Source organism: Acinetobacter sp. ANC_7634 (assembly GCF_056779875.1).
The window spans coordinates 60455-72280 of record NZ_JBWYIT010000007.1 but is presented as its reverse complement, the minus strand read 5'-3'; the positions used below and the strand labels follow the sequence as shown (position 1 = coordinate 72280).

At 37.6% G+C, this 11826-nt stretch carries 13 protein-coding genes; 6 read left to right on the top strand and 7 right to left on the bottom strand.

What is annotated here, in order from left to right:
- Positions 1 to 12: 12 nt before the first annotated feature.
- From AC1M9A_RS08825 to ispH, 5 genes are all read right to left on the bottom strand, one after another.
- Positions 13 to 756: a pilus assembly protein PilX gene (locus AC1M9A_RS08825; protein ID WP_481607267.1), complete on the bottom strand. Its 744-nt coding sequence runs from the start codon at positions 754 to 756 to the stop codon at positions 13 to 15.
- The gene (locus AC1M9A_RS08820) at positions 753 to 1790 is read right to left on the bottom strand and encodes a PilW family protein (RefSeq protein ID WP_481610046.1); all 1038 of its coding nucleotides are present in this window, start codon (positions 1788 to 1790) and stop codon (positions 753 to 755) included. The genes AC1M9A_RS08825 and AC1M9A_RS08820 overlap by 4 nt, the downstream gene beginning before the upstream one ends.
- Positions 1790 to 2308 (bottom strand): type IV pilus modification protein PilV, encoded by a 519-nt coding sequence (pilV, locus tag AC1M9A_RS08815; protein ID WP_228143086.1) that lies wholly within the window; start codon positions 2306 to 2308, stop codon positions 1790 to 1792. The genes AC1M9A_RS08820 and pilV overlap by 1 nt, the downstream gene beginning before the upstream one ends.
- Positions 2308 to 2739: a pilus assembly FimT family protein gene (locus tag AC1M9A_RS08810; protein WP_481587375.1), complete on the bottom strand. Its 432-nt coding sequence runs from the start codon at positions 2737 to 2739 to the stop codon at positions 2308 to 2310. Before AC1M9A_RS08810 ends, pilV begins: the two co-directional genes overlap by 1 nt.
- 153 nt (positions 2740 to 2892) lie before the next feature.
- Positions 2893 to 3843 (bottom strand): 4-hydroxy-3-methylbut-2-enyl diphosphate reductase, encoded by a 951-nt coding sequence (ispH, locus tag AC1M9A_RS08805; RefSeq protein ID WP_092766665.1) that lies wholly within the window; start codon positions 3841 to 3843, stop codon positions 2893 to 2895.
- A 134-nt stretch (positions 3844 to 3977) separates the two neighbouring features.
- On the opposite strand from ispH, the gene gmk reads away from it, so the two are divergent.
- The 6 genes from gmk to bfr all read left to right on the top strand — a co-directional run bounded on the left by gmk (position 3978) and on the right by bfr (position 8764).
- Positions 3978 to 4598, top strand: a complete 621-nt coding sequence (gmk, locus tag AC1M9A_RS08800) for a guanylate kinase (RefSeq protein ID WP_035264330.1) — start codon at positions 3978 to 3980, stop codon at positions 4596 to 4598.
- Between the two features lie 75 nt (positions 4599 to 4673).
- On the top strand, positions 4674 to 4955 hold the full coding sequence (gene rpoZ / locus AC1M9A_RS08795; RefSeq protein ID WP_035264331.1) for a DNA-directed RNA polymerase subunit omega: 282 nt from the start codon (positions 4674 to 4676) through the stop codon (positions 4953 to 4955).
- Positions 4956 to 5159: 204 nt separating this feature from the next.
- Positions 5160 to 7262 carry a RelA/SpoT family protein gene (locus AC1M9A_RS08790; RefSeq protein ID WP_481590097.1) on the top strand — a complete coding sequence of 701 codons (2103 nt, stop codon included), beginning with the start codon at positions 5160 to 5162 and terminating at the stop codon, positions 7260 to 7262.
- A 75-nt stretch (positions 7263 to 7337) separates the two neighbouring features.
- Entirely contained in the window at positions 7338 to 7721 is a 384-nt protein-coding gene (locus AC1M9A_RS08785) for a RidA family protein (protein ID WP_035264336.1), read from the top strand.
- A gap of 153 nt (positions 7722 to 7874) precedes the next feature.
- A complete protein-coding gene (locus tag AC1M9A_RS08780; protein ID WP_035264349.1) occupies positions 7875 to 8069 on the top strand; it encodes a bacterioferritin-associated ferredoxin in 195 nt (64 codons plus the stop codon).
- Between the two features lie 230 nt (positions 8070 to 8299).
- On the top strand, positions 8300 to 8764 hold the full coding sequence (gene bfr, locus AC1M9A_RS08775) for a heteropolymeric bacterioferritin subunit Bfr (RefSeq protein WP_035264352.1): 465 nt from the start codon (positions 8300 to 8302) through the stop codon (positions 8762 to 8764).
- A 37-nt stretch (positions 8765 to 8801) separates the two neighbouring features.
- Here the strand turns inward: bfr and AC1M9A_RS08770 are convergent, their stop codons facing one another.
- Together AC1M9A_RS08770 and AC1M9A_RS08765 are read right to left on the bottom strand one after the other, a co-directional pair.
- Entirely contained in the window at positions 8802 to 10424 is a 1623-nt protein-coding gene (locus AC1M9A_RS08770; protein ID WP_481610045.1) for a PglL family O-oligosaccharyltransferase, read from the bottom strand.
- 62 nt (positions 10425 to 10486) lie between these two features.
- On the bottom strand, positions 10487 to 11785 hold the full coding sequence (locus AC1M9A_RS08765) for an O-antigen ligase family protein (RefSeq protein ID WP_481610044.1): 1299 nt from the start codon (positions 11783 to 11785) through the stop codon (positions 10487 to 10489).
- Positions 11786 to 11826 lie beyond the last annotated feature (41 nt).

Below are 11826 nucleotides of genomic sequence, written 5' to 3'. Positions count from 1 at the left end.
AACACATCCCCATTAAGATTCAGCGCGCTGATAAGCATCAAAAATGTAACTTTGAATTTGGGTGTTATACGGCACACCAATTTCCTTTAAACAGGACGAAATGGTTTGTGCATTACCCACCAATGGTGCTGTATGTGGTCGGCGCAAACAAAGATGGATTTCATCCGTTAAATCTGTCGAAGACAATGCGGGTAAGAGCGATGTTGAATAGACTGTTATTTTTTTAGTATCAGAAGGTTGTCCTATACTTTCAGTGTCAGTTCCAACGTTTGCGTTTGAAAGTGGGATATCATGATCACTGTCTGATGGAGGGCTTACGATTACAGACACCTGAGTTAATTGCGCCTTACGAGCACTGGCATAATCCCCATCATTTGATAAGGAACAAAACCCAGAAACACCATCGACTGAGACATCACTCATTGCTTCATTCCAACGCAATACACTACTGTTGGAAACATTAAACATCGCACTATTGGATTGGTTTCTAAAACAGAATACGACTTCGTTACCTTCATTCTGAATCGAGTAACCAATTAAGCTCAGAGGGTTACCACTGGAGGCAGCATAGCCGCCATGCCCCAATCGATAAAAAACAGTATCGGAAGATTGCATTAACAATTGTTGCGCTTGGCTGTTGGTGGTGATATTCAAACTCACCATACTTTGTCGAATCGCCCAAGTACCAATAATGGTGAGCAGAACTAACATAATCAGTACCACAATCAGCGTTGCACCACGTTGATGTTGAATCATAAGCCCTCCGCTGAATCCATCACACTCATACCATTTCGAATCGCGATCGTTTGTGTAATGACTTGTCGAATAAATTTAGTCGCGACGGTTTTTTGTGCTTTTTTTAATTTTACTTTTTGATCAAGAACTTCAAATTCTTGATGAGGAGAAATTGCTTGATTTTGACCTACATTCTCAGATGACCTTACTAATAAACCGACCTGTATTGAATTAATGCGTGGACGTGGATAAACATTGAGCTTTTTATAATCTTCAATACTTATATATCTTTGCTGTGCCGTATTATCGTCATTAGAAATCCCCAACAGATAGTGAAAGTGATCAACACGATGCATCAAAATTTCACCATTCGTTGTTCCAAAGACAGTCTTTTTATTATTAAAATTTTTTAAAATTTGAGTGCTGTTACGCGTGTACCACCCTGCTTCACAGGCCAAGACCAATGCATCGTGTGGTTCTTTTTGAATATTTGCATTTGCATCTTTACGTAGAAAAAAACGTTGAACAATATATCGTCCAGCATCGTAATTATTACCTTCACAATCCACACCTTGTGTATCAGCATAAAACTGCATGACCAATTGGTCGCTCATTCCCGCTTGAGCAGGTTGTGAAGATTCAGCGGAAACCAACTCTATATTACTCGGCATACCAGATTGCGATACAGGCACAACCTCCGTATTTGGAATATTTCGTGAAATATTGACGGGAATATTGGTCGCATTAAATGCCAAATCACCAGATGTAGGCACCACTGGAGACTGAGCTGAAGTGATAACAATGCCACCATGCGTCAAACGATCATTTATGATATTTACTTGACCATAATTTGCTTTACGAATTTCATAAGTAAGAAAGCGCAGACCGAAGTTGCCGTTATCTTGAACCTCCGACATCCCTTTCTGCATCGTGAATCCCATCTGCCCTGTAAAAAACAGATGTACCGCAGCAGCGGTAATCAATAATCCAAGCACCAAAGCGATCATAAGCTCGACTAGCGTCAAACCTTTTTGTGTATACCTACGATGCTGCATCAATAAAGCTCCATAACGATGCATTGCGCTTTTGGTAAATAACTTCCACCATGGGTACATGCATCTTTTGCAGAAGCATCATCGATAGGTTTTGTTTTTCCCCAGGCTACGTAAATGCATCGGCGAGATTGCAAATTATTACTGACTTGGCAATTCGGCATTTTGATACTCATACCAAGACCATTGGCATTTTTTATTATCTGGGCAGCATCATAATGGGCAAAATCGGCTGCTTGAACACATGGATTCGTCGTTCCTTTTTGCACACATGATTTGGCTGTAGTTGTTTGTGTTTCTGCATTTATTCTGGCTTGATACTGAGTATAAGCATTTGAGTTCGCACGTATCTTCTCAGATAAGTCACGCGCTAAATTCATGGCTTGTAATTTAGACATTGCTTCATGTGAAGCATCAATTGCGCGCATTTGTAAAAATGAAAACCCCAATACCCCAATGGCCAAAACCAATAAGGCAACTAGAATTTCGATCATTCCTACCCCCTGTTGCGCAGCACGCATTAGCATGTCCCCTCTGCTTTTAAATATTGTGTTCCCATTCTTGTTATTGCTATCGTTTTAGAAACACCTAACACCTTATTACAAATAGAAAAATTTATGTCAGATGTAAAGTCAGAAATTCCCCCATCCATCCAGAATGTGACTTTTTCTTGTGATGAAGTCAATTTATTTTGCGCTTTGGGTGTCCAATGAAAGATTGTACTGCTATCTGATTGATTCGACTTAAGATCTACAGTCACATCTTTTCTTAACAATGTTGCTTGATTACGCGCCATCATCAGCACGCTTGATAATTCACGCACATCTGAATTTAGGCGATATTGCGCAACAAGATTTTTAAAAGATGGAATAGCCATGGTTGCTGTGATTGATAGCACAATTGTGGTAATCAACAGCTCAATAATGGTAAAGCCCCGTTGTAAGTCTTTCATATTCAAACTTTTGTATTTATTTATTAATGTTACAAAAGTAATATTTTATAATTATAAAACCAACACAGTTATGACAAATGGTATTAAAATGAGGATAAGATCACGCTTTTGCAATCTGTTCACTTATCCTGCTATGTCATTGATAATTCATTATTAAGCTTGAGTAACTTGAATTCTCAATTCTTTAGGCAAGCTAAAGGTTATGTTCTCTTCTCGCCCATTTAATTCCTGTGGTGACGTAGCGCCCCAATCTTGTAGACGCTGAATCACTTGTTTAATCAAAATTTCAGGTGCTGAAGCACCTGCGGTAACACCAATTTTAGTGGTTTCAGCAAACCATTCCTTTTTCAGCTCATCCGCATTATCTACGAGATAAGCATGCTTACCCATTCGCTCTGCCAATTCACGAAGACGATTAGAGTTCGAAGAGTTTGGAGAACCAACAACTAAAACGACATCACATTGAGTCGCTAAATCACGGACCGCATCTTGACGGTTTTGAGTTGCATAGCAGATATCATCTTTACGCGGCCCTTGGATCGCTGGGAATTTAGCACGCAATGCATCAATGACCTTTGCAGTATCATCAATTGAAAGTGTCGTTTGAGTGACAAATGCTAACTTATTAGGATTATTCACCTGTAAAGCAGCAACATCATCTTCATCTTCAACCAGATAAATTGCACCACCATTTTTTAGATCATATTGACCCATGGTGCCTTCAACTTCTGGATGCCCTTCATGACCAATCAGAATAGCTTCAATCCCTTCACGCGCATATTTTGTTACTTCGATATGCACTTTTGTCACGAGAGGACATGTGGCATCAAATACCTTTAATCCACGGCGCTCAGCTTCTTGTTGTACAGCTTTTGATACACCATGTGCACTAAAAATCACAATATTGTCATCAGGAACTTCATCTAATTCATCTACAAAAATTGCACCACGTTGGCGTAAATCGTCCACAACAAATTTGTTATGTACCACTTCATGACGAACGTAAATGGGAGGATTAAAGCTTTCAAGTGCACGATTAACGATCGCAATAGCGCGGTCTACACCAGCACAGAAACCACGTGGATTAGCTAAAACAATTTCCATAAGACCCTCAAACGATCGCTAAAATTTGGTCAATGAATCAGAATATTTTTTAAAACAAATGCGAATTGCTATTTAGTTTAAAAGCACTCTGCTCTAAAATAGAGAAGATATTTTATCATATCAGGAAAAATATCATGTCGGGTCTCTTGTTTGTCGTTTCAGCTGCTTCTGGAACTGGCAAAACATCATTAGTTAAAGCCCTACTTGAGCGCGTAAGCAATTTACACGTTTCTGTTTCACACACTACTCGAGGTCAACGCCCTGGTGAATTAGATGGTGTGCATTATCACTTTACCAGCAAAGAATCTTTCATTGAGCAAGTGAATCAAGGTGGTTTCATCGAATACGCGGAAGTTTTCGGTAACTACTACGGCACTTCACAAGCGACTGTAAAAGAACAACTTGCAAAGGGTCATGATGTTTTACTTGAAATTGATTGGCAAGGTGCAGAACAGGTTCGCAAACTTTTTCCTGAATCAAAACAAATTTTCATTCTTCCACCTACTCAATTTGATCTTCGCCAACGCCTATCAAACCGCGGTACAGATTCTGTTGAAGTGATTGAACATCGCTTAAGTTGTGCGGTAGAAGATATGCAACAGTACGTAAACTTCGATTACATCATCTTGAATGATGATTTTAATAAAGCTTTACATGATCTTGAGTCTGTCATTAATGCGAACCGTCTTTCATTATCACAACAGGCTCACCGACATAAAGATTTAATTCAAAAATTAATCACACCGAATTCGTGATTAAACTTGAGTCTATAGACAAAGCATTTTATACTGCGCAGTCTGTTAAAAAATTTCATACATACGAGAACTCTTATGGCACGCGTAACCGTTGAAGATTGTTTAGACCATGTAGACAACCGCTTTGAGCTTGTACTAGTGGCAAGCAAACGCGCGCGTCAACTTGCTCGTCAAGGTATCGAACCAACTGTAGAATGGGACAATGACAAACCAACAGTGGTTGCTTTACGTGAAATCGCTGAAGGTCATGTCACTAAAGATATCTTGAAACAGCGTGAGCAAGATTATCAAACGTCTAGCTTAGATTTAGCACTTTCTGCAAATAACTTAAACTTAGATGGTTTTTCTTTCCAATAAGCTTTAAGACCTGCATTTAAAAGAGCCTAGTCCAGTGACTAGGCTTTTTTATTGAATTTTTTTAGAGAATGATTCGACAAAATTGAAAAAATTTGTTAAAAAAATTAGAGCTATTCTCTATTTAAAAATAGAGCATTGTAGCAATATGAATTTTTAGTAAAGTCTTTTACTTTTTACTCTCTTCCACGGATTCAAAGGTGTAGTATGCCAGGCCCATTGGTCAGCCAAGCTAAGCAACAGCTAAAAGTCATCATCGACGCGTATTTATCTGAAAAGGACGTCGACAGAGTGCTTGTGGCCTGCGATTATGCTGACATGGCACATGATGGTATTACACGCAAAAGCGGTGAACCCTATATTCTGCATCCGATAGCCGTAAGTTGTATTCTGGCGCATATGCGCCTAGACCCAGAAACGTTGATGGCAGCACTACTGCACGATGTCATTGAAGATACCGACTTTAGCAAAGAAGACATTACTGAAAAATTTGGCAAAACAGTGGCTGAGCTGGTCGATGGTGTTACGAAATTAAGCCACTCTAGTGACAAAGAATATAATAAAGCAGCCTCATTCCGAAAAATCCTACAAGCCACATTGCAAGATCCTCGTGTGATCATCATTAAACTTTCAGACCGTTACCACAATATGACGACTTTGGAAGCTTTAAGACCGGATAAACGTGCCCGTATTGCGCAAGAAACTTTTGATATATTCGTGCCAATGGCGCGTTTGGTCGGCATGAATGAAATGGCTGACAACCTTGAACACCTCTGCTATCAAAATCTTGATTTAGATATGTTCAATGATGTTCAAGATGCTTTGGCGCAAACCAAACCTCAACGCTGTAAATACCAAGCCATTTGGGAAAAGCATTTGAGTGACCTCTTGGAAAACTCCAATATTCCTGGGCGGATTAAAAAGAAAAACAATAACATTGAATTGCTACGCCACTTTGTTAAAAACGAAATTAACCTTCAAGAACTCACACATAGTCATGCGTTTGAAATCGTTCTCCAGACCATTGCCGATTGCGATCGTTTAGTTGAGTTGTTAAAAGATAACTTCCAAGTTTTAAATTACCAAGATCATATCCGCCGCCCTCTTCCAGGTGGCAATCAATCCTTAATGCTGCGTTTGAAAGGCGAGAAAACAACGCTTTCGCTCACCATACAAACTGAACTTATGCGTAAGGCTGCGCGATTTGGGGTGGTATTAGGTGAAAATGCTCCTCAAACATGCCGATCTGCCATTCAAGCATCTATGCAGAATTTGCATACCTTAGTCGGTGGCGACTGTGCAAAGACCACGTTTAATGATCTATTAGATTATCTACATCAAGAAAAAATATGGGTCTATACTCCTCAAGGTCACTTACATGAGTTACCACAAGGAGCGACAGCAGTAGATTTCGCTTATTCTGCAAGCTTGTTCTTAGGTAACCATGCAGTCGGCTGTAAAATTGATGGTGAAATCAAACCGCTTTCTACACCACTCTCAAGTGGTCAAGTCATTGAGGTGATTACAGATGTTCTCGCTTCACCCAACCCGGATTGGCTGAGCTTTATCAACACTCAAAAAGCCAGACGCTCTATTCAAAATATTTTGCGAGACCAAGATATTGATGAACAGCGTCTTGTCGGTCAACAAGCTTTAAATCGTGCATTAAAGTTATTTAATACGTCTATTCATGATCTAACCGATCAAAATTGGACTGAACTATTACAATGGCGCCATATTCCAACCAAGAATCAACTTTTTGAACAAATTGCTGTAGGTGATTTGCTCCCACAACTTGTGGCGAACCATCTCTTTGCTCAAGATCATCATCAAGATCAAGCATCAAGTCGCCTGATCTTAGGTACTGATGGTGTAGATGTAAAATATGCCCATTGTTGTAATGCAGTGCTAGGCGATCCTATTCAGGGACATTTATCTCGCCGCGGTCTTATTGTTCACCGTGCTCGCTGTAAGAACCTTCTACACGAACAACAGTTACACCCTGAAAATATTATGCCGTTGCACTGGAAAGATGAAGGTGAATCAGAAATCAACTTCAATGCTTACTTGTGTATCGATCTATTATTAAGTGATGAGCAAATTTCAGAACTGATTTATATCTGCCGTAAATCAAAAATAGGAATCGAGTCCGTTCGAAAATACGATTCAAAAACCTATCTGAGTATTGTTGTTCATAGTCGTCAGCAAATTGCGCAAATCATTCGTGAACTCCGCATGCAATTTGGTTTTCCGCGTATTTCACGCATGTCAGCTCCTCTTGCGGTTGAAGAAGTCTCACAAGCCTGCTAAAGAATACAGATTAGAGCTTTCACCTATAGTGTTCATCCTTTATGATGAAGCTAGATTTGAATAATGGAGAAATAGATGTCCCGCCAAGTCATTCATACTGAAAATGCACCTGCTGCAATTGGTACTTACTCTCAAGCCATTCTTGTCGGCGATACACTTTATCTTTCAGGACAAATTGGATTAGATCCATATAGCATGGAATTGGTTGAGGGCATTGAAGCTCAAATTCGTCGTGTATTTGATAATCTAAAAGCAGTTTGTGAAGCTGCTGGTGGTTCTTTAGCTGATATTGCTAAACTGAATATTTTCCTCACTGATTTATCTCACTTTCAACTGGTAAACCAAATTATGGGGGAATATTTCGCTCAGCCTTACCCTGCACGAGCGGCATTAGGCGTTGCAAGTTTACCTAAAGGCGCACTGGTTGAAATGGATGGTGTTGTAATTATTTCTAAATAATTTCAATATCTTAGAAAATACCACCTATAAGGTGGTATTTTTTTATCTGGAAAAACGATGAATTAAACAGCATTATTAAATGAATTTAATTGACAAACGATAATAATTATCAATAATATCAACTATCGCATTTATCCTTGTGGTTGAGCAGAAATGTACGTTTGTTTATGTCGTGGAATTACAGATCAAGATATTAAAGATGCTATGGCAAATGGCGCTGAATCTTATCGTGAAATTCGTGACTTGCTTGACCTAGGCACTTGTTGTGGACGCTGTGTTCCTGAAGCACGCAGTATTATTAATGAAGAACTTGCTGAAATAGCTGCCAGAATTTCAATCGCCGCTTAGTTCAGAATGTGCTAAAAAATAATAACAACTCATTCTATAACTATAATTCAGATTTCCAATTTCTCCCCCCGCTTTGACTCAGCGGGGTTATTTTTTGCAAAAGTGTATTTGATTGCGATTTTCATTTGCTGTTCAATAAATTACTCGTCAGGCTTTAGCAAGTTGGGTTAAGATAATCTCTATCGATAGCCTTCTATGATAGGCTGAATTTTGAGTTTGGAGCTAAGATCATGAAAGGCAACCGTGACGTTATTCATCAGTTAAATCAGGTGCTTTACCACCATCTTACAGCCATCAACCAATATTTCTTACATTCACGTATGTTTAATGATTGGGGTATCGAACAACTCGGTTCAGCGGAATATAAAGAATCTATCCGCCAAATGAAGCATGCAGATAAAATCATTGAACGCATTTTATTTTTAGAAGGTCTTCCAAATCTGCAACATCTGGGTAAGCTCTATATTGGTCAACACACCATTGAAGTGCTGCAATGCGATGTTCGGAAAGTCAAAGAAAATATTGAAACGATTCAAACTGCTGTGAAATTAGCAGAAGAACAACTCGATTATGTTACACGTGATTTAGTACAAGAGATTTTAGAAAAAGAAGAAGAGTATTTAGATTGGGCGACCACTCAACTCGATCTTGTCGATCAAGTAGGTGTAGAGAATTATATTCAAAGCCAAATTTAATGATTGAAATAAAAAAAATCCCCTTTCGGGGATTTTTTTATTTCAATAAATCATCATACTCAATATGCTGCTTATGCAATGTTTCTAAAATCCATAATTGATGCTTAGCTTCTTGCTCCTTACCATTAAAAGCCAACACTTGTGCATACTTATGTAAATCATATTTTGATGCCAAGTTTGCAACCATTCGCTCTAGATCAGCAAGTTGTTGTTCTGTCATTTCAGTTTTAGGATCTAATCCGATCCACCACACACGCTCTTTAAATTGAGTAATCAACCAAATTTTCTTTTGCATGGTGTGTTGCTGATCTACTGTTAAAGCTTCTGTCTTTGATGTGAGTACACTTTGCTCTTTATATAAAAAATAATCCCGTGTCGTAACTAAAGCCCCAACAATCGTGATAAGAGCAATCACTGCAAATACTCGACCATTTATTTTCACTGAAGGCAATTTTGCATATTGCGCCTGAATGATGCCCAGTAAGAAACCTGCCGGAAGTAAAAAATAAGCATAATGTAAAGGAAACTCTAACATGCCATGAATGAGAATCGCACATACCATTAATGTTGCAATGATCGAGATATTATCCTTCACCCCTTTATTGAGCCACAGTAGCCAAGCTGTAAAGTACAGAAGAATAAACCCACCTAAAATCAAACCATTCCAGACCAACAGATCTAGAATCATATTGTGTGCACTTTTATACCAAAGTGAAACTTGGAAGGTATCAGTAATATAGTACTGTGCTAAGCCTGTTTGATTCCATCCATACCCCCACCATGGTTGATGCAGAATTGCAGCTATCATTTGTTGCCACATATCTAGACGAATATCACCTGCACCTTTTGCCACTATTGCTGAGCCTTGAACAGCAGTTTGAGTATCTGTAACAGCAAAAAGCCATTGATCAAGAGATGCTAAATTGGATGAAAGTAATATAAATAAGCCAACCCATAATGCGAGATGGATATGAGAAAATCGATTCTGTTTTTTGACTTGTTTGATTAACCAATAGATCACAATAAAAGCGCAAACGATAATACTTGTTCGAGATTGTGCTAACACCACACCAAACAGTGTGATTAAAGACATTGGCACAAGAAAAAAACTAGAAATTATTTTCTTTTCAAATAGATAAATACTACTTAATAAACTTAGAATGAGTAATGTCGCTAAATTATTCGGCTGAGCTAAATTCGCATACGGGCGATTGCCGTTAAATGAATAAATAATACCTGAAAAGAAGGTATGCATATCCAACCACTGTAGCACAGCAAATATAGCTGAGATAACTCCGACTGAAACAAATGTTAAACAGGTAATTTTAAATACTTGTTCTCTCTTTTTCTGCTCGAGGCAAAGTTGATATCCAGCAATCACCATCAACATAAAGAACAGAATATAAGCAAAACTAAATAAAGCATTGCTGAAATAGATGTTCTGTCCGAAAATAAATTGAATAAGTGGAATACTTAAGAAAGGCAGCAACAGGAGCTGTGGTTTTGGTATGTTTAGTTTAAACTTTGCTAAGCCTAACAATAAAAATGATGCTGCAATAAAAGTTAGTATTTCTGAGCCAAAAGTCGGCCAAGGCGAGCGATGGTATGGGAGGAGCCAAGCCATCACTAACGAAAAAATCGCAAGTACAAAGTATTTCATAACAAGGTTTAAAAAAATGTTTGAGCTATCTTAAATCATTTATTAAATGGAAAGCGTCAAATTTATACGACTCTTTCTAATTTTGTACTACCGCCATGTTCCCAAAAAAATGGGGCTGCTCGACCTTCAGCACTTCCACACCCCACACAAATAATATCCGAACCAAGATGTGTAATAACCAGTAGGCAATAGAGAATAAAAATTGGCAAAAAAAGGTATTTTTCTTTAATTACATATTTCGAATTAGTCGCTACTTGTGTCTTCATTTGACTAAAAGTTAATGCAATAAAAAGTACGCAGATCACTTGAGAAACCGGATAAATAAAATTACCTGAGAACATCGCATCAATTGCAATTGATAAAACACCCATTTTGAGCACAACATCAACGCTAGATTTCAATAATCGCATAAAATGATACCCTAACCATACCAGCGCGATAATGCCCAATATCCCCCATCCAAAAACTAATCTCAAATAAACATTATGGATATGATGACCATATTGATACTGAATTTGTGCTAAATAGCCCCCACCTGTTCCTAATAAAGGATTTTTCTTCCATTGCTCAAACATAAAAGTCCACATTTCAGAACGGTGTGAACTTGAGTACCTTGCTATATTCAATGACCGATCAATTTCATGAATGAAATTATAAATGTAATAAATACTTTGGTAGGTTATAAATGCGAAAAATAACCAGATAAAAGTTTTAGAGACTTCTTTTCTATATTCTTGATTTAAAATGAACAACAAAACTAGAGGTATGATTAGACTCAATAAAGCTGATCTAGCTCCATCAACGAACAAGCCTAATCCAAAAAAGTAGCAAATGAATGGATAGAGAATATTGATATATTTATTTAGTCTTTTAACAAAGAAACTTAACCAAAAGATTGGAATGATTACACTATTCAATATACGAATTGAACTTGAATTCATTTGCCAACTATAAAATTTTCCATTCACTATAAATTCATAAAATACTAATGGTATAAACAAATGTATAAATAAAGCGAAAATAATTAATAAAATGAGTGAATTTCTAGTTACTTCTGAATGAAAATCAAATTTATTAAAAATAAAAAATAATAAGCCTAAATTTAACCATAGAATTAAATCTACAACTTGAAACCAGTTTCCAACAGCGCACCACAAAGCTATGAGAATAAAAAAAAATAGCAATGTTTTATCTACAGTGACTTCTTTTTTCTCTTTTTTAAAAAGATAAAACAAACCTAAAACTAGAGCTAGGATGATTTGTAGCACTCTAGACTCATCATATGGATTCGCGACCCAACCCAAATGAAATCCTAATAGCACTACCACTAAATACAAAAATACAAAAATACTCATACCCATTAATTCAGCAATAAAAAAAGAGCATCATTAGATGCTCTCTC

What these genes read in the sequence shown, in the direction of transcription:
- rpoZ (WP_035264331.1), top strand. Translation starts at nt 4,674, where the DNA reads ATGGCACGCGTAACCGTTGAAGATTGTTTAGACCATGTAGACAACCGC.
- AC1M9A_RS08765 (WP_481610044.1), bottom strand. Translation starts at nt 11,785, where the DNA reads ATGGGTATGAGTATTTTTGTATTTTTGTATTTAGTGGTAGTGCTATTA.
- bfr (WP_035264352.1), top strand. Translation starts at nt 8,300, where the DNA reads ATGAAAGGCAACCGTGACGTTATTCATCAGTTAAATCAGGTGCTTTAC.
- ispH (WP_092766665.1), bottom strand. Translation starts at nt 3,843, where the DNA reads ATGGAAATTGTTTTAGCTAATCCACGTGGTTTCTGTGCTGGTGTAGAC.
- pilV (WP_228143086.1), bottom strand. Translation starts at nt 2,308, where the DNA reads ATGCGTGCTGCGCAACAGGGGGTAGGAATGATCGAAATTCTAGTTGCC.
- AC1M9A_RS08770 (WP_481610045.1), bottom strand. Translation starts at nt 10,424, where the DNA reads ATGAAATACTTTGTACTTGCGATTTTTTCGTTAGTGATGGCTTGGCTC.
- AC1M9A_RS08790 (WP_481590097.1), top strand. Translation starts at nt 5,160, where the DNA reads ATGCCAGGCCCATTGGTCAGCCAAGCTAAGCAACAGCTAAAAGTCATC.
- AC1M9A_RS08810 (WP_481587375.1), bottom strand. Translation starts at nt 2,739, where the DNA reads ATGAAAGACTTACAACGGGGCTTTACCATTATTGAGCTGTTGATTACC.
- AC1M9A_RS08825 (WP_481607267.1), bottom strand. Translation starts at nt 756, where the DNA reads ATGATTCAACATCAACGTGGTGCAACGCTGATTGTGGTACTGATTATG.
- AC1M9A_RS08820 (WP_481610046.1), bottom strand. Translation starts at nt 1,790, where the DNA reads ATGCAGCATCGTAGGTATACACAAAAAGGTTTGACGCTAGTCGAGCTT.
- AC1M9A_RS08780 (WP_035264349.1), top strand. Translation starts at nt 7,875, where the DNA reads ATGTACGTTTGTTTATGTCGTGGAATTACAGATCAAGATATTAAAGAT.
- gmk (WP_035264330.1), top strand. Translation starts at nt 3,978, where the DNA reads ATGTCGGGTCTCTTGTTTGTCGTTTCAGCTGCTTCTGGAACTGGCAAA.
- AC1M9A_RS08785 (WP_035264336.1), top strand. Translation starts at nt 7,338, where the DNA reads ATGTCCCGCCAAGTCATTCATACTGAAAATGCACCTGCTGCAATTGGT.